Annotated in this window: 20 protein-coding genes; 12 read left to right on the plus strand and 8 right to left on the minus strand. The window is 60.3% G+C overall.

Going from position 1 to position 23,436, the window contains the following annotated elements; all coding sequences use genetic code 11:
- Window positions 1–2: 2 nt before the first annotated feature.
- From pdxA to J5N58_RS22380, 3 genes are read left to right on the plus strand one after another with little or no spacing between them, the layout of a single operon-like run.
- Entirely contained in the window at window positions 3–953 is a 951-nt protein-coding gene (pdxA, locus tag J5N58_RS22370; protein ID WP_113337947.1) for a 4-hydroxythreonine-4-phosphate dehydrogenase PdxA, read from the plus strand.
- A complete protein-coding gene (locus J5N58_RS22375) occupies window positions 950–1,858 on the plus strand; it encodes a dihydrodipicolinate synthase family protein (RefSeq protein WP_113426599.1) in 909 nt (302 codons plus the stop codon). The genes pdxA and J5N58_RS22375 overlap by 4 nt, the downstream gene beginning before the upstream one ends.
- Window positions 1,859–1,872: 14 nt before the next feature.
- On the plus strand, window positions 1,873–2,994 hold the full coding sequence (locus J5N58_RS22380; protein ID WP_113426600.1) for an iron-containing alcohol dehydrogenase: 1,122 nt from the start codon (window positions 1,873–1,875) through the stop codon (window positions 2,992–2,994).
- 84 nt (window positions 2,995–3,078) lie between these two features.
- Here J5N58_RS22380 and J5N58_RS22385 read toward each other — a convergent pair whose 3' ends face one another.
- The 4 genes from J5N58_RS22385 to J5N58_RS22400 all read right to left on the minus strand — a co-directional run bounded on the left by J5N58_RS22385 (window position 3,079) and on the right by J5N58_RS22400 (window position 6,986).
- Window positions 3,079–3,795 carry a FadR/GntR family transcriptional regulator gene (locus tag J5N58_RS22385; RefSeq protein WP_112827912.1) on the minus strand — a complete coding sequence of 239 codons (717 nt, stop codon included), beginning with the start codon at window positions 3,793–3,795 and terminating at the stop codon, window positions 3,079–3,081.
- A 9-nt stretch (window positions 3,796–3,804) separates the two neighbouring features.
- Window positions 3,805–4,851, minus strand: a complete 1,047-nt coding sequence (locus J5N58_RS22390; RefSeq protein ID WP_113337950.1) for a four-carbon acid sugar kinase family protein — start codon at window positions 4,849–4,851, stop codon at window positions 3,805–3,807.
- A 312-nt stretch (window positions 4,852–5,163) separates the two neighbouring features.
- Window positions 5,164–5,643 (minus strand): class I SAM-dependent methyltransferase, encoded by a 480-nt coding sequence (locus J5N58_RS22395; protein WP_113337951.1) that lies wholly within the window; start codon window positions 5,641–5,643, stop codon window positions 5,164–5,166.
- Between the two features lie 2 nt (window positions 5,644–5,645).
- The gene (locus J5N58_RS22400; protein ID WP_113443668.1) at window positions 5,646–6,986 is read right to left on the minus strand and encodes a nucleotide sugar dehydrogenase; all 1,341 of its coding nucleotides are present in this window, start codon (window positions 6,984–6,986) and stop codon (window positions 5,646–5,648) included.
- Window positions 6,987–7,171: 185 nt separating this feature from the next.
- Here J5N58_RS22400 and J5N58_RS22405 point away from each other — a divergent pair, with 185 nt between their 5' ends.
- Window positions 7,172–8,263, plus strand: coding sequence for a glycosyltransferase family 4 protein (locus J5N58_RS22405; RefSeq protein WP_113443688.1), 1,092 nt, complete (start codon window positions 7,172–7,174; stop codon window positions 8,261–8,263).
- Window positions 8,260–8,988, plus strand: coding sequence for a polysaccharide deacetylase family protein (locus J5N58_RS22410; RefSeq protein ID WP_113337953.1), 729 nt, complete (start codon window positions 8,260–8,262; stop codon window positions 8,986–8,988). The genes J5N58_RS22405 and J5N58_RS22410 overlap by 4 nt, the downstream gene beginning before the upstream one ends.
- A 3-nt stretch (window positions 8,989–8,991) precedes the next feature.
- Here J5N58_RS22410 and J5N58_RS22415 read toward each other — a convergent pair whose 3' ends face one another.
- Complete coding sequence (locus J5N58_RS22415; protein WP_244713154.1) at window positions 8,992–9,975, minus strand: glycosyltransferase family 32 protein; 984 nt, start codon at window positions 9,973–9,975, stop codon at window positions 8,992–8,994.
- A gap of 194 nt (window positions 9,976–10,169) precedes the next feature.
- Here J5N58_RS22415 and J5N58_RS22420 point away from each other — a divergent pair, with 194 nt between their 5' ends.
- The 7 genes from J5N58_RS22420 (at window position 10,170) to J5N58_RS22450 (ending at window position 19,817) form a co-directional block, all read left to right on the plus strand.
- Window positions 10,170–12,059, plus strand: coding sequence for a dipeptide ABC transporter ATP-binding protein (locus J5N58_RS22420; RefSeq protein WP_113426605.1), 1,890 nt, complete (start codon window positions 10,170–10,172; stop codon window positions 12,057–12,059).
- A complete protein-coding gene (locus J5N58_RS22425) occupies window positions 12,056–13,966 on the plus strand; it encodes an ABC transporter substrate-binding protein (RefSeq protein ID WP_113443667.1) in 1,911 nt (636 codons plus the stop codon). The genes J5N58_RS22420 and J5N58_RS22425 overlap by 4 nt, the downstream gene beginning before the upstream one ends.
- Before the next feature lies 1 nt (window position 13,967).
- Window positions 13,968–14,966: an ABC transporter permease gene (locus tag J5N58_RS22430; RefSeq protein ID WP_112827905.1), complete on the plus strand. Its 999-nt coding sequence runs from the start codon at window positions 13,968–13,970 to the stop codon at window positions 14,964–14,966.
- Window positions 14,963–16,129, plus strand: a complete 1,167-nt coding sequence (locus J5N58_RS22435; RefSeq protein WP_112827904.1) for an ABC transporter permease — start codon at window positions 14,963–14,965, stop codon at window positions 16,127–16,129. The genes J5N58_RS22430 and J5N58_RS22435 overlap by 4 nt, the downstream gene beginning before the upstream one ends.
- Before the next feature lie 65 nt (window positions 16,130–16,194).
- Window positions 16,195–17,394 carry a glycosyltransferase family protein gene (locus J5N58_RS22440; RefSeq protein ID WP_113337957.1) on the plus strand — a complete coding sequence of 400 codons (1,200 nt, stop codon included), beginning with the start codon at window positions 16,195–16,197 and terminating at the stop codon, window positions 17,392–17,394.
- Between the two features lie 3 nt (window positions 17,395–17,397).
- Window positions 17,398–18,648 carry a glycosyltransferase gene (locus tag J5N58_RS22445; RefSeq protein WP_244713156.1) on the plus strand — a complete coding sequence of 417 codons (1,251 nt, stop codon included), beginning with the start codon at window positions 17,398–17,400 and terminating at the stop codon, window positions 18,646–18,648.
- The gene (locus tag J5N58_RS22450) at window positions 18,645–19,817 is read left to right on the plus strand and encodes a glycosyltransferase family protein (protein WP_113467568.1); all 1,173 of its coding nucleotides are present in this window, start codon (window positions 18,645–18,647) and stop codon (window positions 19,815–19,817) included. The genes J5N58_RS22445 and J5N58_RS22450 overlap by 4 nt, the downstream gene beginning before the upstream one ends.
- A gap of 11 nt (window positions 19,818–19,828) precedes the next feature.
- Here the strand turns inward: J5N58_RS22450 and J5N58_RS22455 are convergent, their stop codons facing one another.
- The 3 genes from J5N58_RS22455 to J5N58_RS22465 form a co-directional block, all read right to left on the minus strand.
- On the minus strand, window positions 19,829–20,797 hold the full coding sequence (locus tag J5N58_RS22455; protein WP_280520078.1) for a polysaccharide lyase family 20 protein: 969 nt from the start codon (window positions 20,795–20,797) through the stop codon (window positions 19,829–19,831).
- A gap of 168 nt (window positions 20,798–20,965) precedes the next feature.
- Window positions 20,966–22,669 (minus strand): adenylate/guanylate cyclase domain-containing protein, encoded by a 1,704-nt coding sequence (locus tag J5N58_RS22460; protein WP_113467569.1) that lies wholly within the window; start codon window positions 22,667–22,669, stop codon window positions 20,966–20,968.
- A gap of 284 nt (window positions 22,670–22,953) precedes the next feature.
- Window positions 22,954–23,412, minus strand: a complete 459-nt coding sequence (locus tag J5N58_RS22465) for a cyclic nucleotide-binding domain-containing protein (protein WP_112827900.1) — start codon at window positions 23,410–23,412, stop codon at window positions 22,954–22,956.
- Window positions 23,413–23,436: the final 24 nt, after the last annotated feature.

The raw sequence follows: 23,436 nt of genomic DNA on the forward strand, positions 1-23,436 counted from the left end.
GGATGAGCGACATCATCGGCATTACCATGGGCGATCCGGCGGGCGTCGGCCCGGAGATCAGCCTCAAGGCGCTGGCGGAGATGAGCGAGGCCGACCGTAGCTGCACGCTGATCTATGGCAACCTTGCGACGCTTGAGGCGGCGAAGGCTGCCATCGGTATCGACGTGGACCTTACGGACCGCGTGGTCGATCTTCCGATCGAAGGCGCTCCGCTTCCCTTTGGCAAACTGTCGGCGGTCGCAGGCGACGCGGCATTCAGTTTCATCGAAAAGGCCGTCCGCGATGCCGAAGCTGGCAAGATCGGCTGCATCGTCACCGCGCCGATCAACAAGGAAGCCCTGAACGCCGCCGGGCACCATTATGACGGTCATACCGGCATGCTGCGTCATCTCACCGGTTCCAAGGCCGCCTACATGCTGCTCGCGTCTGATCGGCTGAAGGTCATCCATGTCTCGACCCATGTCGCGCTCCAGGAGGCGATCCGTCGGTCCACGACGGAACGGGTGCTTGCGACAATTCGTGCCGGCGACGCTCATCTGAAACGCATCGGCATCGAAAAGCCACGCATTGCGGTGGCCGGCCTTAACCCTCATTGCGGAGAAAACGGACTGTTCGGCAGCGAAGACGACGAGCAGATCGCACCGGCAGTCGCTGCCGCCCGCGCCGAGGGCATCGATGCCTATGGCCCGATCTCGGCCGATACCGTGTTCTACAGGGCCTATAGCGGCGCGTTCGATCTCGTGGTCGCCCAATATCACGACCAGGGTCACATCCCGATCAAGCTGGTGGCCTTCGACACGGCGGTCAACGTTTCCGTCGAGTTGCCGATTGACCGCACGTCCGTTGACCACGGAACGGCTTTCGACATCGCCGGCAAGGGTATCGCCAATCACGGCAACATGAATGCGGCTATCGCCTATGCGCGCAAGCTGGTCGCGGGAGGACGCAAATGAGTTTTTCTATCGAGGGTGTCTATTGTGCTGCGGCGACCCCGCTGAAGCCTGACGGAACACCCGATCTCGAATTGTTCGGTGCGCATGCTCGCGCGTTGCTCGACGAAGGTTGCCATGGCGTTGCCATGCTCGGTTCGACCGGTGAAGCAAACAGCTTCGGCGTGCGGGAGCGCATGGATCTGGTCGAGGCTGCCCTGAAGGCAGGCGTGCCTGCCGATGGCCTCTTGCCTGGGACGTCCTCCTGCGCGGTGACGGATGCCGTGGAAATGACGCGCCATGCGGTTCAGGCCGGGGTGCGCGGCGTCGTCCTGCTGCCACCGTTCTATTATACGGCGTTTTCCGACGAGAGCCTGTTCCGCTTCTATGCCAGTATCATCGAACGGGTGGCGGACGACCGGCTGAAGGTCATCCTCTACCACATCCCAATGCTGACGGGCGTTCCGATCTCCCACACGCTGATCGCCATGTTGCGCGAAGCCTTCCCCGATACCGTCGTCGGTATCAAGGACAGCGACGGCAAGATCGAGAACATGCATGCGATCTCGGAGAAATTCCCCGGTTTCGGCGTTTTGGCGGGGGCGGACCCTTTGCTTCTGCCGGTTCTTGAGCGCGGCGGCGCCGGCTGCATCACGGCGTCCTCCAATCTGGTCGCGAAGGAATTGCGTATCGTCTACGACCACTGGAACGATCCGACCAAGGCTGACGAGGTGAAGGCAGCGCAGAACGTCATCGTCGCCTGGCGCACACTTACCAATGCCTACGTCCAGCTTCCCACGGTGAAGACCATGCTTGCCCGCCGGCGCAACGATCTGGGCTGGCTGAATGTCCATCCGCCCTTCTCGCCGCTCTCCGAAGACGAGCAGCAGAAGGTCTGGGCCGAAATGGCTCGCCTCGAAGCGCTCTGAGGGAGGAGGCGGCCATGACGGCAAACCGGATCATTACACTGCACCAGCCGCGCCGGCTGGAAATCGGCGCGGGATCTGCTGCCCGCGTTGGCACCTGGGCGAGCGATGCCGGCCGCATCTTCGTGCTTGCGACGCCGTATACGGCGGGTTTTGTCAATCGTCTCGGCCTCAATGGCACGATCACCATTTTCGATGCCATTCCCGGCGAACCTGATACTGCGACCTTCGATGCGGCAATGGAGGCGGCTCGCCGCGCCAATCCCGATCTGGTCATCGGTCTTGGCGGCGGCTCCGTCATGGACGTGGCCAAGCTGGTGGCAGCGCTTTGGGATGGAAGCCAGACGCTTGCCGATGTCGCCGGACCGGACAAGGTCGACGGGCGGCGCACCCGCCTCGTGCAGATCGCCACGACCGCCGGAACCGGTTCGGAAGCAGGCATTCGCGCATTGATTACCGACCCGGGCAAGGGCAACAAGATTGCGGTCGAAAGCCCGCACCTGATCGCCGATCTCGCTGTCCTCGATCCGGAACTGACCTACAGTGTGCCGGCGGCGGTCACGGCCGCGACCGGTGTAGACGCCATGGCGCATTGCGTCGAGGCTTTCACCAACCGCAAGGCTCATCCGGTGATCGACTACTACGCAAGGATCGGTATCGATCTCGTTGGTCGTTATCTGGCCCGCGCCGTCAAGGATGGCTCGGATACGGAAGCGCGGGAAGGCATGATGATCGCGTCCTTCTACGGTGGCATCTGCCTCGGGCCGGTCAATACAGCGGCAGGCCATGCGCTCGCCTATCCTCTTGGCACGCTGCTGCATCTGCCGCACGGACTTGCCAACGCCATCATCTTTCCGCATGTGCTTGCCTATAACGAGCAGGTGGCGCCGGCAAAGACGGCCGAAGTCGTATTGGCGCTCGGCATTGCCGATCGGGCGCGGGAGGAAGGTCTTCTGACCGCTGCGCGTGGCTTCTGCGCGGATCTCGGCCTTGAGATGCAGCTTTCCCGGCATGGTGCCGGTGAAGAGGATCTGCGGCGATTTGCCGAAGATGCCCATGCCATCCGTCGCCTGATGGACAACAATCCGCGGGACATGAGCGTCGAAGACGTGCTCGCAATCTATCGTGCCGCTTTCTGAAACGATGTAGCGGACTTCTCCTCCACCCCAGCCTCCGGCGTTCCGAACGGGACGCCGGTTTTTTCATTTCGAAGAAGGGTGGTCTTAGGCCACGCTTTCCTGATCGGGGCGACGACGTTCGAACAGGCGTTCGCGGGAGCCGAGAAGGTGATGGCGCATCAGGTCGCGCGCCTTGTCGGTGTCGCGATTGCGGATCGCTTCGAAAATGGCGGCATGCTCGCCGAAGACCCGAGTGAGGCCGGAGGCCTCGCGTTTCACAGAAACGCCGTGGAAGCGCATGCCCGCCGCGATGTGGTCCTTGAGCGCTTCCATTGCGGTGGAAAAATACGGGTTCTCGGATGCCTTGGCGATCGCGAGGTGAAACTGGAAGTCCGCGTCTTCGCGGTGCGACAGGCGATTGGTGGCGTCCCGCATCAGTTCCAGTGCGTTGGCAATGGCACCAAGCGTTTCCGGTCCGTGACGCTCGGCGGCGCAGGCGGCTGCCTCAGGTTCCATAGTCAGGCGGAATTCGTAGCAATTGAGTAGATCCGACACGTTCTGCAACTGGCCGAAGCCAAGAGGCTCCTTCAGCCCGATGGAGCGTACGAAGCTTCCGGCTCCCTGGCGTGAATAGATCAGGCCCTGATCGCGCAGCCGCCGGAGCGCTTCGCGCACTACGGGGCGTGAAACCTCAAATTCAGCAGCAAGATCGTGTTCCGTCGGCAGACGTTCATCGGGGCGATAGGCGCCAGATTTGATCGCCTTCTGCATGCGTTCGAAGACAACATCCGCAAGGCTCTTACGTCCTGTTTCTCCAGCCATCGCTGTCCCTCAAGCTGCTCTTTTCGCGGTCAGTTCCGCCAGGACCGCCAGCGTGTTCCTGTCTCCGAATCCGCCCGATTTGGCAATGATCGTCAAGTGTCCTGCGCGTGCAAGCGGCAACCCGGGAAGACATTCCCCCAAGAGCGTGGCCGACCGGATGCCCATATGCGCAAGAATGGCCTCGGCCGTCGCACCGCCGGTCATGAACAGCAGATCACAGCCGGAGGTCAGATCGGGATGGATGCCGCGGGCAAGATTCACAGACACGTCCGCGCCGGAAAGCTCGGTTTCTCCCGGCAGCGCCTGCACCAGCGTCAATCCGGCGCTCCCGCCGGTTTCCGAGAGGATGCCGTTTGGCGCATCGTAGCACAAAACTTCCCTCTTTCGTTTCAAGGCGTCAACCTGAGCCAGCGTGATCGGGTCGCGGGAACCGACGACGAAAACAACACGATTTCCGGAAGGCTTTGGCGCTGCTGCCTCCCTGCGACCGGTCATCATCTCGGCTATTGCCTCCGCGAGCCCTCGGGCGCCAACGGGCAGGGCGTCGGGAGCCGTTTGAAGCGCCTGCCGTAGATCGTCCAGGCTGTCCGTATCAGGAATGACGGCGCGGTCCGCAAGCGCGCCAAGGCGAGGCCGGATTGCGATCGGCTCCGCTACGCCGAAGCCGGTTACCATGCCCAGCCGGACGTTGCGGCGGAATTCGGGGATAGCTGGTGCGACAAGCATGAGCGCCGGATTGAGGGCGGCGAGTTCCTCAGCAACATGGCCTTTCAGCCGGGAGTCGATCTTCTTGAAAAGGCGCGTACCCTTTGGCAACTGTTTCAGCACCGCGCCGACCGCTGCGACAGCCTTTTCAGACGCGACCTCGCGCGAACGGGTACTGACTGCTATGATTTCTGCGCCGGTTGCGAGCGCTTCGTCCACGGCTTCCGGTTCGAAGGCCACTGCCGTCTGCATGCCACGACCGGCGAATGGGGCGGCACTGTCGAGAGCCCCCGTCAGGTCGTCGGCAATAATGCAGAGCTTCGGCGCTCCCACCGGCTTGGATGAAGGCATGTCGTAAACTTATTCTCCCATTTAATATGTTATTCTGAATTATATATTTTGAGTTGGCAAACAAATTTTCTGGAGATTTTACACGTTCCGTATGTCGTCAGCGGTCGCTGATCGAAATTGTGCCGTTATGCGCGGCCACTATCGATCTCCATATGGCGAGACAAAGCCCCATGCCGTCGGGCTTGGAGTTGGCAAAGGCCTTAAATACGGCTTCTTCCAGCGGCCTCGCGCCCTGGAAGATCGGCCGCCTTAAGGCTGATATCGTTGCAGGCATCGCCCATTCGATCTGCCTGGGGGAGCTTGCCCGGCTGTTCAGATCTTCCGGTATAAGTAATAGCGCCCCGGTTCGAGATGATCCGGTATAGGCAGCATTTCGAGTTGGGGATGATCGAGCGCAAGTCCACTGACGGCATAGCCACCGCTGCGCAGCATTCCCGCCGCCAGTTCCGGCAGCCAGGACATCACGATGGCATCCTTCTCCGGATAGCCGGTACCGATATCGGCATGCACCAGCGCGGCCTCGCTGCCGATATAGGCCCGTGCGGTTTCGCGGATCTCGCCGATAACGAGGTCTTCTTCTGGCGGAATGGATGTCTTGTGCGCGGCGACATGCCGGTCGAACACGATGAAGCGACGATCAGGAAAGGTCTCGATCAGGTGACTATAGGTGCGCCCGTTACCAAGCCCCACCTCCATGATGGGACCTTCCGGCAGAAGGTTCCGGTCGCGCAACAGATTGAGCAGATCGCGCTGGGCGGTCATGCGATTGATGAAGATGTCGAGACGGCTCATGCTCAGGCCTTTACGATGACGCCGCCTTCGACCTTTCGGCGGGCGAGCGCGTTGCGTGTATCGACAATCAGCGGGCACCAGTCAGCCAAAGCCTGATAGTCGAGAGAATCATGGTCGGTGGAGATCAGTACAACGTCGAAGCCCTCGATCGTTTCCCGGTTCCATGCAACGCTGCGGCGGCCCATCAGATGAGCGTATTCCCGCGTTTTCGGCACTTCCGGAATAAAGGGATCATGGTAGGCCACGTCCGCGCCGCGTTCGACCAGCAGTTCCATCAGCCGAAGCGAAGGGCTTTCACGAATATCCGGAACGTTTTTCTTATAGGCGAGACCGATGACGAGAACGCGCGAGCGGCTGAGCGCCTTGCCGGCCTTACGGTCGAGCGCTTCGGCGACCTTTTCCACGACATGATGGGGCATGGCCGTATTGACCTCACCGGCAAGTTCGATGAAGCGGGTCGGCGTGTCGTATTCTCGTGACTTCCAGGTGAGGTAGAACGGGTCGATCGGAATGCAATGGCCACCGAGCCCGGGTCCCGGGTAAAAGGGCATGTAGCCGAAGGGTTTCGTCTTTGCCGCGTCGATGACTTCCCAGACGTCGATGCCCATGGCGTCGTAAACCAGCTTCAACTCATTGACGAGAGCGATGTTGACGGCGCGGAAGATGTTTTCGGTGAGCTTCACCGCCTCGGCCGTTGCCGTTGTCGAGACCGGTACGATCGTCTTGACCACGGCACCGTAAAAAGCCGTCATCAGTTCGCGTGCATCTTCGCCGTCGCCTGCTACCACTTTCGGAATGGTCGATGTGTCGAAGTCGCGATTACCCGGATCTTCCCGCTCGGGCGAAAACCCGAGAAAGAAATCAGCTCCGGCCTTGAGGCCGGTTGCCTCGAGAATGGGTTTCACGACCTCCTCGGTGGTGCCGGGATAGGTGGTCGATTCCAGCGAGATCAACTGGCCGGGCCTGAGCGCGGCGGCGATCTGCCGGCAGGTATTCTCAATGAAGGAGAGATCGGGGTCGCGATGGCGGGTAAGCGGCGTTGGTACGCAGATCGCGATCACGTCGCATTCGGCAAGGCGGGAAAACTCACAGGTCGCGGAAAACCGGCCTTCGGCACATTCCTTCTGCAGGATATGATCCGGCACGGCCTCGATGTAGCTCTTGCCGGCTTCGATCGCTATCATTTTGCCCGGATCGATGTCGAAGCCCGTGACCGAAAAGCCTGCTCGCGCCATGCTCATCGCAAGCGGCAGGCCGACATAGCCGAGACCGATGACGGCGGCTCTGGCGCGTCTCGACTGGATGGCCTGGAGGAGTTCGGCCGCAACGGGAGAGGTGGACATCGGTGGGAGATCTCCGTGGAAGGAAAGTCAGCCAGTCACTTGCGTTCCCGCTGTCCCCCTGTCAAGGGCGCGCCCTCTTCACCGGTGTTCGCAATCATGTGATGCGACGGTCTGACGCCGGAAAGCAATGCTGCTTCTCGCCATTGCCTCTTGCATCGGGCGTTCGGTCAGGCTCTATGACAGGCATGAGGATTGCCTTTTATGCCCCCCTGAAATCGCCCGACCACCCCGTTCCCTCGGGCGATAGGCTGATGGCGCGCCAACTCCTGCGTGCGCTGGAGGAGGGCGGAAACGAGGTTACTTTGGCCTCCGGTCTGCGTAGCTTCCATGCCACGCCGGAAACGGTACTCCCGGGGCTGGAGGAAACGGCGCAGGCGGAGAGAAAGCGGCTTTCCAGGCTGTGGGAGCAGGATGGCCCGCCGGATCTTTGGTTTTGTTATCATCCCTATTACAAGGCACCGGATCTCATCGGTCCCGATCTCTGCCGGCGCTTCCGCCTGCCGTATGTCACCGCCGAGGCCTCTTATTCCCATCGCCGAAACCTTGGTTGCTGGACACGCCATCAGGAGCTGTTGAAGGAAATGGTCAATCTGGCCGGGGTCAACCTTTGTTTCACGGAACGCGATCGGTTGGGCCTTGCGCAAGCGGTACCGGGTGCAAGGCTGGCGCGCATCGCTCCCTTCATCGATGCTTCGCCCTTTCTTGAGCGGCCTTCCGTTCCGCGACAAAGCCGGCTGGTGACCGTCGCTATGATGCGTCCCGGCGACAAGACGGGCAGTTATGTGGCACTCGCCGAAGCGCTGGCCCTGATCGCGGACCTCGACTGGAGCCTCGCAATCGTTGGGGACGGTCCCGAACGGACATCCGTGGAAGCTCTCTTCTCTGGTTTTGCGCCCGGACGGGTCGAATGGTTCGGTCAGCTCTCACGCGAAGAGGTGGCCGAGGTCCTGTCGGGCGGTTCTATCTTTGTCTGGCCGGGTCACGGCGAGGCCTATGGGCTTGCCTATCTCGAAGCCCAGGCAGCGGGTCTTCCGGTGGTCGCAGAACGGGTTGCCGGCGTGCCGGAGGTCGTGGAGCACGGTCGCACCGGCCTGCTCGTACCAGCCGGTGAACCGCAAGCTTTTGCCGATGCGGTCGCTTCGCTGCTTGCCGATGAACCTCGACGCCGGCTTTTGGCTGAAGCCGCGCGCCGTTTCGTGTCTGAGGAGCGTTCTGTGACGGTCATGGCCGGCCGTCTGTCGGAAGCACTCGTTCCGGCGCTGGAGTATCCGCTATGACGAAATCCCGCTTGCTCGAAGCGTTGGATAAGGCAGCGACCGCAGGAAACCGGGTGCAGTTCTGGCTGCGCGACGACGATGCCGTCGAGCCGACACCCGCGCTCGATAACCTGCTTGCCCTGACGAAGGCATATTCCGTGCCGGTGATGCTTGCCGTCATCCCGGAGGACACCGGAACCTCATTGTCCGAACGGCTTGCAGATGAGCCGCATGCCAGGGTGGCGGTTCATGGCTGGTCGCATCGCAACTACGCTCCGGCGGGCGAGAAGAAGCAGGAACTCGGACGCCATCGTCCCGCAGAGACGGTGCTCGGAGAGTTGCAGGCTGGATTCGCCAAGCTGTCCGCGCTGCATGGGTCGCGCTTCAGGCCGATGCTCGTGCCGCCGTGGAACCGCATCAACGATGACCTCTTGCCCTCCCTCGGGTCCCTCGGGTTCGCGTCGCTGTCGGTCTTCGGCTTGGAGCGTTCGGCTTCTCCGATTCATCTGGTCAACACGCATGTCGATCTCATGGACTGGCGCGGGACGCGGGGCTGTCGGCCGGCAGAAGTTCTGTTCGGTGAGCTCGCCGACTGGATCATTCGGGACGACCGGCCACCGGTCATCGGGGTGCTCACCCATCATCTCGCGCATGACGAGGCAGTGTGGTCGTTTCTCGACCAGCTTTTCGAGGCAACGAGCCGGCATCCGGGCTGTGCCTGGATCGATCCCGCTGCTGCCAGTTAACGTCTACCAGGATTTCCAGGCAATCAGCAGGCCGCCATCCCGGTCGGATGCACTTCGACGGGCCATCTCCACCGTTTCGAGGGGAGCCTGTCGTGGCAGGCTGGCGGCTACGAAACCGGCTTCCGCAACGCAGACGCTGGTGCCGCGGCAGGCCAGCGAAAAAATCAGTGGACCTGTCGACCACCAGGCCGGCGCCTTGGGAAGTCGTTCCATGACGGACGGTATTGTATCGACGATCCGTGAAAAAACCGGGTGTCCTGCCGGCGCTGCGATGAAGGAATTGGCCAGAAGCAGGCTGCCTGTGCTCGTCTTGCGCGGGATATCCTCGGCCAGCACGGAGATGCCCAAAAGCGGCAGGTAGTCGCCAAAACTCAGATCGTCACGGGCGGGATACCAGTCGCAGTCGAGATAGATGCCGCCGATTTTCTCCAGGATCATGTAGCGTGCGACATCGACGGCGCCGGGATAGTCGCCCTGTTTCAGCATGGCGTGAAAGCTCGGATGTTCATCGAAGCCCGCCGCGGCAAGATCGGCTTCCCGCCACAGGCGATATTCCATGCCGTGAGTCTCGCAGTGCCGCCGCCAGGCCTCCGTTGCGGGCGGTACGGGCAGGGTGCCGAGCCATATCTGATGCAGGACGAGTGGTGTCTTCTCGCCGCCAAGCCGCGTCATCTTACGGCGCTGGTCGCCGTCGAAGGCGAAGAGGTCTGCGAGCAGGTCCGTCGGCGGCGCCAGCATCGCTTGCAGGCCGGCAATGCGCACAGGGTCTTTCGCGATCTTGGCAAGCTTAAGATAAGCGGAATGCAGCTTGCGCGGCAGGCCGATCATGGTGGCCGGGCCGAGTTCCGCTGCCTCCAGCAGCGTTGGGTTGCTTGAAAGCGCATCGAGCGCAAGGCGGGCGCGTTCCAATTCGCCGCTGCGGGCCAGTTCCAGGCTCTCGATGATGGTCTCGCGGGCAAGGCTTCTGGCGTCGCTTTTGCTGTTCACTGATTGTCTCCGGACGATCTTTCCCGTCCCTGATGTATCGGCAAAGCGGATCGGGCCGCAAGCCTTTGAAACCCGTCACAATACCGGTATCTTCCCGATAGACAGGGACCGGGCCCGTGGGCTACGGTAACTTCAATAATATCAATCTGCGTCAGCTTGTGATGGGTAGCGTATCCGGGGGCTCTATAAATCGCATGGTCGTCGGCGCTGATCTGCTTTCAGTGGAAAAGCTCAGTGTGTCCTTCCCGCTGCTTCGTGGCAGCGTGGAGGCCGTTCGTTCCTTGTCGATGACCATTCGGCCGGGCCGGGTGACGGCGCTTGTCGGCGAGTCCGGTTCCGGGAAATCGGCACTCGGTCGGGCAATCATGGGCATCGAGACGCCCAGCGCGCGCGTATCCGGCCGCGCGGTTTTTCACGATCCGGCAGGCGATGGACCGGTCGACCTCATAGCGCTGCCGCGTGATGGTCGTCAGATCCGCAACATTCGCGGCAATCGCATCGGCATGATCTTCCAGGAGCCGATGACCTCGTTTTCGGCCGTGCACACGATCGGTAACCAGATCGAGGAGGTGCTGCGTATCCATACCGTTCTATCGCCGAGAGAGCGACGTGAACGATCGGAGGAAATGCTCGGTCTCGTAGGATTCGACAAGCCGGATCACGTTTTCAACATGTATCCCTTCGAGTTGTCGGGCGGAATGCGTCAGCGCGCGATGATCGCCATGGCGCTGGTGGGACGACCGTCGCTCCTCATCGCGGACGAACCGACGACGGCGCTCGATGTCACGATCCAGGCGCAGATCCTTAAGCTGCTCAAGGACATGCAGGCCCGGCTCGGTATGGCGGTTCTGTTGATTACCCACGATCTCGGCGTTGTCGCTAGCATGGCGGACGAGGTGGTGGTGATGTATCGCGGCGAGGTTATGGAGGCGGGAAGCGTCGGGGATATTTTCCTCAATGCGCAGCATCCCTATACCAAGGGTTTGATGGCTGCGGTGCCGACCTTTGAGATGGCGCGTCACGAACGTCTCAAGCCCCTGCGTGAAATCCGTGTCGATACAGCGGGACTGCTCGGCAGTTGCGCAAGACCGGTGGTTGAAGAAGACGATGTTCTCCTTTCCGTCCGCAATGTCAGCAAGATCTTCCGGCCGAAGCACTCGTCGGGTTTCTTTGCCAAGTCCTCGCCGCCGATCCGCGCAGTAAACGATGTCTCCTTTGACATAAGGCGCGGGGAAACGCTTGGCCTTGTCGGCGAAAGCGGTTGCGGCAAGACCACGCTCAGCAAGATCCTGATGCGTGGTGTAAGGGCTGATGCTGGTACGGTCGTCTACAACGGCGCAGACGAACCGATCGATGTACTTTCCGCTGAAGGGGAGGAACTGCGGCATCTGCGGTCCTCCATCCAGATGGTCTTTCAGGATCCGGTATCCTCGCTTTCCCCCCGCATGACAGTGCGTGGCATCATCAGCGAACCCCTGGAAATCCACGATAAGGGCGATTCCGCTGAACGGATCGAACTCGTCAGGCGTCTCCTTCACGCGGTCGGTCTGCCCTCATCGGCCGGAGGGCGGTATCCCCATAGTTTCTCGGGCGGACAGCGGCAGCGTATCGGCATTGCGCGTGCGCTGGCGCTGGGCCCAGGCCTCGTCATCTGCGATGAGCCCGTCTCCGCTCTCGATGTCTCGGTGCAGGCGCAGGTCCTCAATCTCATGAAGGATTTGAAGGCCGAACTCTGTCTCACCTACCTCTTCATTTCCCACAATCTTGCTGTCGTGAACTACATGGCCGACCGTGTGGCGGTCATGTATGCGGGCCGGATTGTGGAAATCGCGCCATGCGACATCATCATGAACCAGGCGGTTCATCCCTATACGCGCAAGCTCATTGCCGCGGTTCCCGCGCCGGATCTCGATTGCCGCATCGATTTCAACCTTGCAGGAGAATCCTCCACAATAGCCCGACGCGCGTGGAAGCGTCATTTCCTTGACGAGGGCGATCCCGACAATCTGGCGCATGTCGATCTTGGTAACGGCCATTGGGTACTGGCCCGGCGAGGCGTCGATGCGAAGGATCTGCGGGTATGATCACGCGGCGTACGCTTCTAGCATTGATGGGCTCTACCATGTTGCCGCGGATTTCAGCGGTGGCAGCAGAAGTCGTCGATCCGGACCCGTTGAAGACCAGGGTCGCCGAAGGTGTCTTGCCGCCCTTGGCCGAGCGACTGCCGAAAGTACCGCGTGTGGTGCCCCTCGACGGTACGGACGGCGGTGTTGCGGGACGTCATGGCGGCACGGTCAAGATGCTGATCGCCAGTCAACGCGATATCCGTTACATGCCGATCAATGGCTACAGCCGCCTCATCGGGTTTGACCGTCACTTCAATTTCCATCCTGACCTGCTTGAGCGCTATGAGGTTGAAGGAGAGCGGATCTTCACCTTTCACCTGCGCCCCGGTCATCGCTGGTCGGACGGCAGTCCCTTTACGACGGAGGATTTCCGCTACGTCTGGGAAGATATGTTCCATGACAAGGAACTTCACAAGGGTGGGATTCCGACCGTTCTGAGGGTGAAGGGAAAGGAGCCCGTCTTCGAGGTCATCGACGAGGTTACGGTCCGCTACAGTTGGGAAGATCCGAACCCGGACTTCCTCGCGGAACTGGCTTCGCCGGTTGCGACCCGCCTGATGCTGCCGGCGGCGTATCTCAAGCAGTTTCATCACAAGTATCAGACACCGGAACGGCTTGCCGCGCTGATCGAACAGCAGCGGGTGGATGATTGGGTGTCCCTGCATCAGAAGATGTCGCGCACTGCCCGCCCCGAAAATCCGGATCTGCCGACGCTCGATCCCTGGCGGGCCACGACTGTTCCGCCTGCCGGCCAGTTCGTCTTCGAGCGGAACGCCTATTTCCATCGAGTCGACGGCAACGGATTGCAATTGCCTTATATCGACCGGGTGGTGCTGAATGTCGGGTCCGGCGATCTCGTCGCGGCAAAGGCGGCATCCGGCGAAAGCGATCTGCAATTCACCAATATCGATTTCGCCGACTATACCTTTCTGAAGAGCGCGGAAAAACGCGGCGCCATCAAGGTCAGCCTGTGGAAGCGTATCCAGGGCTCGCGGGTTGCGCTAATTCCCAATCTCAATTGCACGGATTTGATCTGGCGGCAGACGATGCGGGATGTCCGCGTTCGTCGGGCTTTGTCCCTTGCAATCAACCGTGACGAGATCAACAAGGCGGTATTCTTCGGTCTTGGCAGTCCCAGCGCCAACGCGGTGCTACCGGACAGTCCGCTTTTCCGGCCTGAGTACCGGGATGCGTGGGCTGAGTTCGATCCCGACCGAGCCAATGCCCTGCTCGACGAGGCAGGTCTTCTGCGGGACGGCAAATATGGACTTCGGTACTTGTCCGACGGGCGACCCTGCAAGCTCATCATCGAGACAACAGCGGAAACAACGTTCGACACCGATGTGCTGGAACTTGTGACCGATCATTGGCGCCGTATCGGTTTCCGCATCTTCACGCACGTATCGCACCGCGAGCTTTTTCGGCAACGCATCACCAGCGGTGAAACGGTTCTGGCGCTTTCCCCGGGCCTCGACAATGGCGTACCGACCGCCGACATGTCGCCGCGCGAACTGGCTCCGACCAACAATGACCAGATCCAGTGGCCGCTTTGGGGGTTGCATCAGCTGTCGGGGGGAGGCGAGGGGCGTCCGCCGGAAATTCCGGAGGCGCAGGAACTGCTCGACCTTTTCCACCAGTGGCGGGAGGCCGATACGCTTGAGGAGCGCGAGGTGATCTGGCACCGGATGCTGTCGATCTTCACCCAGCAGGTTTTTACCATAGGGATAGTCAATGCCGTGCCGCAGCCGATCGTGCGGGCAAACCGGCTGCGCAACCTGCCGAGCGAAGGCCTCTATGGCTTCGATCCAACCTCTTATCTCGGGGTCTATATGCCGGATACTTTCTGGCTAGAGGGAGGCGCATGAGATGATCCGCTATATTCTCTGGCGTGTCGCCATGATGATTCCGACGCTAATCATGATCTCCATGCTGGTCTTCACGATCATCGAACTGCCGCCCGGCGATTTCTTCGAAAGCTATGTCGAGGAACTTAAGGCCATGGGCGAGAAGGCCGATATGCAGGAGATCGAGGATCTCAAGGCGCGTTACGGCTTCGACCAGCCCGCACCCTTGCGCTATCTGGATTGGGTTGCCGGCTTCGTCCAAGGCGATTTCGGCTATTCCTTCGAATACCGCATGCCTGTCGCCGATGTCGTGGGGGACAGGGTCTGGCTTACTGTTCTCGTCTCAACGGTTACCATCATTGTGACCTGGCTCATCGCCTTTCCGATCGGCATCTATTCCGCTACCCACAAGTATAGCTGGGGCGACTATGGGTTGACGCTGCTCGGCCTTATCGGCATTGCGGTGCCGAATTTCATTCTCGCGCTTATCATGATGTATTTTGCCAATATCTGGTTCGGCATTTCGATTGGCCACCTTATGGACCAGGATTTTCTCGGCCAACCCATGAGTTGGGCCAAGGCGAAATCCATTCTCGAGCATATCTGGATTCCCGTCATCATCATCGGAACGGCCGGAACCGCCGGGATGGTCCGTCGGGTCAGGGCAAACCTGCTCGATGAACTGCACAAGCAATATGTGATGACGGCGCGGGCCAAGGGCCTTCATCCTTTCCGCCTGCTCATCAAGTATCCGCTGCGTATGTCGCTGAATTTCTTCATTTCGGACATCGGCTCCATCCTGCCGACCATCATTTCCGGAGCTGAAATCACTGCCGTTGTCCTGTCCCTGGAAACGACGGGCCCGATGTTGATTAGGGCGCTTCAGAATCAGGACATGTATCTGGCAGGCTCCTTCCTGATGTTTCTCGCTATCCTGACTGTCATTGGCGTGCTGGTGTCCGACATCGCGCTGGCCATCCTCGATCCGCGCATCCGGTTGCAGGGAGGGCACACGAAATGAGTGAGGATGTGGCAAGCCTGCCGCCGCCGGTGCACTATGTCTCAAAGGCTCCGTTCGATCCCTATGCCGTGGAAGCCGACGCCGATCCGACGGTTGGCCATGCCTCTCAATTGAAGCTCACATGGTGGCGGTTTCGCCGCCACCGCCTTGCGCTTGTTTCCGGCATCCTGTTGCTGATCGCTTATTGCACGATCGCTATCGTGGAATTCCTGGCGCCCTATAATGTCCATACGCGGAACGTGGACCGAATCTATGCGCCGCCACAGCAGGTGCATTTCTTTCATGAGGGTTCTTTTGTTGGCCCGTTCGTTTATGGCCGGACCATGGAACTGGATATGGAAACGCTGCGCCGGGTCTATAGCGAGAACAAAAACGAGGTTCAGCGACTGCGCTTTTTCTGCCGGGGCGACAGTTATCGCTTCTGGGGCTTCATCGACGGCAATGTGCATCTGGCTTGCCCGGCTGAGGGTGGTGACATGTTCCTGCTCGGCACGGACCGTCTCGGCCGGGATGTGCTGTCGCGCATTCTCTACGGTGCGCGTGTCTCGCTCACGATCGGTCTTCTTGGCGTGATGACAAGTTTCGTGCTCGGCATCGTCATCGGTGGTCTCGCGGGATACTGGGGCGGCTGGTTTGATCTTGCGGTCCAGCGGATCACGGAAGTCCTGCATTCGATCCCCAGCATACCGCTGTGGCTGGCCATGGCAGCCATCATGCCGGCAGATTGGTCGCCGCTTTTCGTCTATCTCGGGATTACGTTCATTCTCGGGCTTCTGGACTGGACCGGGCTTGCTCGCGCGGTGCGTTCCAAGCTTCTGGCGCTTCGCGAAGAGGATTATGTGCTTGCCGCGCAGATGATGGGCGCGGGTAGCGCCCGGATCATCGGACGGCATCTCATCCCTGGCTTCATGTCTCACCTGATCGCAAGCGCCACGCTGACCATCCCCGGCATGATCCTCGGAGAGACGACGCTGAGCTTCCTGGGACTCGGGTTGCGCCCGCCAATCACGAGTTGGGGTGTGTTGCTGACGGAAGCACGCACCGTCAACGTCATCGCCCTCTATCCGTGGCTTCTCTTCCCGGTGGTTCCGGTTATTGTGATCATTCTTGCCTTCAATTTTCTCGGCGATGGTCTTAGAGATGCCGCAGACCCCTACAACTGACCCCCTCAAGATCAACATGCGACTTGCCGCGGATCAATGCTTCTGACCCATAGGAGAACAACTGCATGACTGGACAGTCGCGCAAGGCACGAATTCTCATGTACAGTCATGATACATTCGGCCTTGGGCACCTGCGGCGCTGCCGTACGATTGCCCATTCGCTTGTCGAAGACTATCGCGGCCTGCAGGTGCTGATTATTTCCGGCGCCACGATCGCCGGTGCCTTCGATTATCGCGCCCGCGTGGATTTCGTGAAGATTCCGAGCGTCATCAAGCTGCGCAACGGCGAATATACGTCGATGGACCAGCACATTGACGTCAAGGCGACCATCAGGATGCGGCAATCGATCATCCTGCATACCGCCGAGACGTTTCAGCCGGACATCTTCATTATCGACAAGGAGCCTCTTGGGCTGCGTGGCGAGGTAGAGGAAACGCTGCGCTTTCTGAAGGAACGCGGTACCACGCTGATCCTCGGCCTCCGTGAGGTCATGGATGCCCCGCATCTGCTGGACGCGGAATGGAAGCGTAATGACGTGATGCACAAGATCGGCTCGCTCTATGACAACATCTGGGTCTATGGTCCACCGGATTTCTACGATCCACTGACCGGCCTCGATGTGCCGTCGAGCGTTCGGGAGAAAATGAGCTTTGTTGGTTTTCTGCAACGCAAGGCGTCGGTTGAACGTGAGGAACCTGCCGAGGACTATCTGCTCGTAACGACCGGCGGTGGTGGTGACGGGGCCGATTTGGTGCGGGACGTGATCGCGGCCTACCAGGCCGATTCGACGCTCACCCACAAGGCGGTGATTGTGCTCGGTCCCTATATGCCGGCTGAACAGCGACAGCACTTCGTGGAGCAGGCGGGCAATAACCCTCACCTGGAAATGATCGAATTCGACAACCGGATGGAAGACCGGATTGCGGGTGCGAAGGCGGTTGTCGCCATGGGTGGTTACAACACCTACTGCGAAATCCTGTCCTTCGATAAACCGGCTCTGGTGGTTCCGCGTACCCAGCCGCGGCTGGAACAGTTGATCCGTGCCCGCAGGGCCTCCGAACTCGGCCTCGTCAGCATGCTCTCCGGCCAGGAGGCCTCCGATAGCCTGCGTTTCGCGCAGGCGATCAAGGACGTGCTGAAACGAGATCCTCCCTCTGCCAGCGCCGCCGGCCTCCACCTTGAGGGATTGCAAACCATCTCGCAGATCGTTGGCGGGTATCTGAGCGAAGACGCCAGGTCGCCGCGTTTTGCCGCCCAGGGATAATTAATGGACAGGACCGGAAAGATTGTCGTCCTCCTGAAGGGCTATCCGCGCCTCTCGGAGACTTTCATCGCACAGGAACTGCTGGGTCTGGAACGTGCCGGCTTCGAGCTAGAAATCGTCGCCATGCGTCGCCCGACGGACAAGAAGCGTCACCCGGTGCATGACGAGATCCGCGCCCGCGTCAGCTATCTGCCGGAATACCTGCATGAGGAGCCGCTTCGCGTCCTGAGAGCGTTACGGAAGACGTGCCTTCTGCCGGGGTTCGGCAAAGCGCTTTCGTCCTTCTGGAAGGATTTGAAACGGGATTTTTCGCGCAACCGGTTTCGCCGCTTCGGTCAGGCGGCGGTGCTCGTTGCGGAATGGCCGCAGGGAGGCAAATGGCTGCATGCGCATTTCATCCATACGCCCGCGTCGGTCGCGCGCTACGCCAGCGAGATCAGCGGTATCCCGTGGTCGATTTCCGCTCACGCCAAGGACATCTGGACTTCCGAGGACTGGGATCTGGCAGAAAAGCTCCAGAGCGCCGACTGGGGCGTGACCTGCACGCGGGTGGGCTATGAAAAGCTGTCATCGCTTTCAGGTGGACGCGATGTCATGCATCTCAGCTATCACGGTCTCGACCTCGAGCGGTTCCCGCACTTCGACGGTCAGCGGCCTCGCCGTGACGGATCCGATCCAACTGATCCTCTCCGTGTGTTGAGCGTTGGCCGCGCCGTCAAGAAGAAGGGTTATGACGTGCTGCTGAAGGCGTTCGCCAGGCTTCCGGCGAACCTTCACTGGCAGTTTATTCACATTGGCGGTGGCGATGAACTGGACAGTCTGAAGACGCTCGCCGGCGAACTTGGCATTTCCGACCGGATTGTCTGGAAGGGCTCGATGGACCAGCGCGATGTGCTCGCTCATTATCGCGATAGCGATCTCTTCGCGCTCGCCTGCCGGATTACAGCGGATGGTGACCGCGACGGTCTGCCGAACGTCCTCGTCGAGGCGGCAAGCCAGCGGCTCGTGGCCGTCTCCACGACCGTTTCAGGCATCTCGGAACTGTTTGTCGACGGCGAAAACGCATTGCTGGTCGAGCCCGAAGACGCGGAGGCTCTCGCGATCGCACTGCAGCGCGTGATGACCGATCCCGATCTGCGGGAGAGGCTCGGAGCCGCTGCTGAGGCGAGGGTGCGGAAGGACTTCGACCACCATAACAGTATTCACGATCTTGACCGGCTCTTTACAGAAGCGTGGGAGAGGAGAGGGATTTGAGTACGCCGCAAGCGTCCCCCTCGAAGAGAAGGGTTCTTTTCTATGTCCAGCACCTGCTCGGTATCGGGCATCTGGCGCGTGCCAGCCGGATCGCTGAGGCTCTGGTCGAGGCCGGATTCTCGGTGACGCTGGTGACAGGCGGGGCGACTGTGAACGGTTTTCCGGGAAAGGGCGTCGAACACGTCCAGCTTCCGGCCGTCGTTGCGGCCAAGAGCGGATTCTCAAGCCTTGCCGATATTGAGGGTAATCCTGTCGATACGGACTTCGAGCAGAGACGGACGGCTATTCTTCTTGAGACTTTTGCGAGAGTCGAACCGCATGTCGTCATCATAGAGGCTTTCCCCTTCGGCCGACGTCAGATGCGCTTCGAGCTTCTGCCCTTGCTCGAGGCCATCGAGAATGCCAACAACCGTCCGCTGCTCTTCAGCTCGATCAGGGACATCCTGCAGGAGAACCGCAAGCCTGGGCGAGACCGCGAGACTGCCGATCTCGTCGCCCGTTATTTCGACGGTATCCTCGTGCATGGTGATCCGCATTTCGTGCGGCTCGAAGAGACGTTCCCGCTCGCAGGTGAGCTTGCGGACAAGATTCATTACACCGGCCTTGTTGCGCCGGTTGAAGCTCCGCCATCCGCTGATCGTTTTGGCGTGGTGATTTCCGCCGGCGGTGGTGCCGTGGGTGGAGCGCTGATCGAGGCTGCACTCGACGCCCGCGATATTCTCGATGATCGCGAGGAATGGTGTGTGATTACCGGTCCCAACTTGGCGCAGGCGGATTACGATCGTTTCGCGGCCCGCGTTTCGAGCGGTGTTTCCCTCTTTCGCTTTCGTCCGGACTTCCCGAGCCTCTTGCCGCAGGCCGGCCTGTCGATTTCCCAAGCGGGCTACAACACGGTCTGCGATCTCTTGCGGGCGCGTTGCCGCGCCCTGTTCGTACCCTTTGCTGCCGGTGGTGAGACAGAGCAATCGGTGAGGGCCGAAAAGCTGGTCGCGCTGGGCCTGGCGAAGGTCGTCACCGAGCAAGGTCTGACTGGGACGGCGATGGCCGAGGCAATCACCGCCGCACGCGAGCTCAGTTTCCCGCCGGAGCTTCCGATTTCACTTGACGGCGCCGCCGGAACGGCCCGGGTGATTGCGGGAATGCTTGGCGCTCAGCCCTATCGGGGCTGAGACCTCGCGACTTACTGCAGGACAGAACAGGCCTTCGAGTCTTCCAGCACATCGATGCAATCGGGAGAGCGCCGGAAATCGTCATAATAGACGGTCCATATATCCTCAGCTCCGGCCCGGTAGGGGCCGAATTTGAAATACTGATTCTTTCCGAGGCCGGTATCGCCGTGGCCCACGTGTCCCTTCACAGTGGCGACCCAGACGCGGTTGGCGAAGATTTCGATTCGGCCGTCTCCATTAGGGTCCGGACGGGAGAAAATCGCAAAGTCGATCCAGTCCGTTGATGCTTTGGGTAGCGGATTGTGCTGCACGACGGAAATCTTGTCCGTGCAGGATGGGAATGTAGCAGCATCCTCGGCGCTCCAGTCGGGGCCTGAAGCGGCAAGGGCGCGCATCTGGTTGACTTCAGGGCGAAACCAGACGGGTGTGCTGCCTTCCGGGCAACGACCGGCAACGCCATCGATCGGCTGAGGGCCACCTTCGACATAATTGGTTTCCACCGAGAAGAACATCTTGCCACGGTCGAGCCGGAGCGCGAGGAAGGGGCTGAAATCCCCCTCGGCCTCAGGCCCGATTTCCCGTTTCCACTGGGCCATCAGGTAGCGATGGTCGTCCTGTGGAACGGGATCGGCAAGTTTCATGGCGAAACCGAACCAGACCGGTTCGTCATAGGGGACGCGCAGCGGGGTCTTTTCCCAGATCTCGGCGCGTTCACTGCACAGATCGTCGGTGGCCGGACATTGGCTCCGCACGCTGAGTTTCAGCGCGCCTGCGCCGTTACGTTTAACCTCGCTCTGAAACACATAGCTGCCAGCTTTCTGCTCCTCGTTCATGCGGTAGTAAAGTCCGCCTTCGGGGGAAAAGTCCTGGCCGTCGAAACCGTCGAACAATTTCTGGCTGGTCGGCCTATTGCCGAGCGCCGGTGCTGCAATAAAACAGCCGGCAAGAAGAGCAATGCCCAAAAGACGATAGGGTTTCAACGATATCCTCCCGTTGCATATGCGAATGGCTGGTGACGGCTTTCTGCAGTCTAGATTTACCTTCACAGAATGTCGCAGGCTAGTAGGCAGAAGACGGAGCGGGTCAATTCCTCGCGAGGAGATCCCTGCCGTTTTCCGGTTCCTCGGAAAGAGAGGCGCGCGTCGAGATCAAGCGTAGCGTCTGGCGTCCTCTGTCGAGAGCAGATAGACACGCATGTCCGTCCGGCGCCCCTTCAGCGAGACGGAGCGGTTGGAAAGCCCGTCATAGGGCAGGTGAGCAAGCAGCATGATGGGTTCGGACGCGGCAATCGCGACGTTGAACTGCTTTGCGACCGCCTCGAGCCGGCTTGCCACGTTGACGGTGTCGCCGATCGCGGTGAGGCCCGACACCTTGCCGTAACCGATCACGCCGACGATCGCAGGGCCGAAGTGAATGCCGATTGCGATCCTGAGGTCGACACCGAATTCCTGCATCATTTCCTGGTTGAGCTTCTCTGTCTCCGCGACGATCGTTGCTGCAGCTTTCAGCGCCTGTCGGCACGCCTCGCTCGGTTCGGTGGCATCGATACCGAAGAGCGCCATCACGCCGTCGCCGATGAACTTGTCCACCTGTCCCTTGGCTTCTTCTACCGCTCGACCGACGACCGCGAAATAACGGTTCAGAAGGAAGACGATGTCATAGGGCAGCCTGCTTTCCGAGATGGTGGTGAAATTGCGGATATCGCAGAAAAGCACGACGATTTCCTTTTCCCGGCCGGCTTGTCTAAGCGGCCTGGCGGAATAGACATCGCCGCCGGCCGGCGGCTCCAGCAATAGTGCGACGGTCAGGTCGTAATCAGGCCGGGTCTGGCAGCTCAGCCGCGTATCGGGGGCCGCTCGGATTCGCGATAACGTCGCCTGTTCCATGGCGGTTGCGGGTGGCAGCGGACCGGCACTGTCGACGATGCGTACACGACAGGTCGAACAGCGTCCTTTGCCGCCGCAGATCGAATAGTGATCGATCCGGCCGATCCGGCTGGCTTCAAGGATCGAGGTTCCCCGCGGCACGCGGACCTGTGCACCATGTGCGTAGGTAATGCTGATTTCGGGGACGTTGCGACGCAATGAACGGACGGAGCGCAGCATCACGACAAGTCCCAGCCCCAGACCGAAGACGACATAGATGCGTTGTTCGATCTCAGCGAGGTCGAGTTGGGGTCTCGCGGCCTGCAGTCGCAACATCTCGGTGCCCGGGCCGGATGATTGAACAGATCCCCTGGTCGTGGCCGAAGCCTCCATCTGTCGGCCGCTGGTCAGTATGCCAATGAGCGCAAGCGTCGGCAGCAGGATCGCGAATGCGAAGAGCCACTGCGACACACGCGGAAACCACTCCCTGAAGCGAAGGGCGGCATAGAGGCCGATGCAGCCGTGCACCCAGACCACGATGACGGCCACAGCCATTTTCAGTCCGAACAGACCGCTGCCGTTCCATATGGCTCTTATGACGCTCTCATAGGTGCTGTCGAAGCCCCCATAGAGGGCGGGTACCCGCGCGGAGACGACATGTTGGGCGATGAGTACGGGGATGGAAAGGCCAAAGATGACCTGGATCATCATGCGGGCGGGCAGGCGCATGTGCCGACGCAGGTAAAGTGTTCGAAGCGCGAGCAGGAAATGGACCAGAAACGAGCCGTACAGGAGGAGGGTTCCGAGCGGATTGCGCCAGAGGATCTTGAAGATCTTCAGGACCTCGTCAGCAAAGGCAATCGATACCAGTGTCAGCGCGTGATTGAGAAGATGCGTTGAAATGAACGCAAAGAGGATCACTCCGGATGCGATACCCAGTTGATGTGCGGCCTTGTCTGGCAAGAAAGGGCGTGCAGGCTGCAGCATCAAGAGCGACCCTGTGGGAATGAACGCGGCGCAGTGCCTCTGGGGCATGAAAGCGGCCAAAAAGAGGCCCCACCATTCTGCAGCGTCGGCGTTAAAATTCCACCTTTGTTTGGATGTCGTCGCATGGACCAACCGGAAAACGAATGGTCGCGCGGGGCGTCCCGTCAGTGGTCCGGTTCATAGAGGGAATTATGGATCAAGGAAATCGACAATCGCCAAAGTATGCGACTCGATCGTCACCTGAGACACATTTACGGCGCGAGTGTAGCTCGGAACCGCTGGCTTCAGGCGTATTCCTCGTGGCTCTTCTGGGCCGCAAGCTCTGATGTCGTTGTCTGGAGACGGGTGGCGAGCACACGCATCACGCCAAGCATCATCGACGGGCAATCGGCCATCAGCTTGCGGAAAGCCTCCTTGCTGATGCGCAAGGTGTCCATTGGCGTGCTTGCCCGGACGGTAGCAGTGCGGTAGCCGTCGCAGAGTATAGCGATTTCGCCGACGATGGAGTTCTTTCCGGCCTCTGCAACCTTGATCTCGCCGGCCGGAGTATCCACGACTATATCCGCGGTACCCCCGAGGATAACAAAGGCGGAATCGCCTACATCGCCCTCATGGAACAATTCCTGACCCGGCGCGAATTTCATACGGTCGGATGTAAAAGCCAGCAACTTCAGCTTGGCCGGATCCGCAGACGCGAAGAACGGCAGGGCACGCAGGCATTGAACCTCATCCATAAGGACCATCGCATACCTCCAAACTGAGCCGGA

The organism is Paenirhizobium cremeum, assembly GCF_022884085.1.
Taxonomy (GTDB): Bacteria; Pseudomonadota; Alphaproteobacteria; order Rhizobiales; family Rhizobiaceae; genus Allorhizobium; species Allorhizobium cremeum.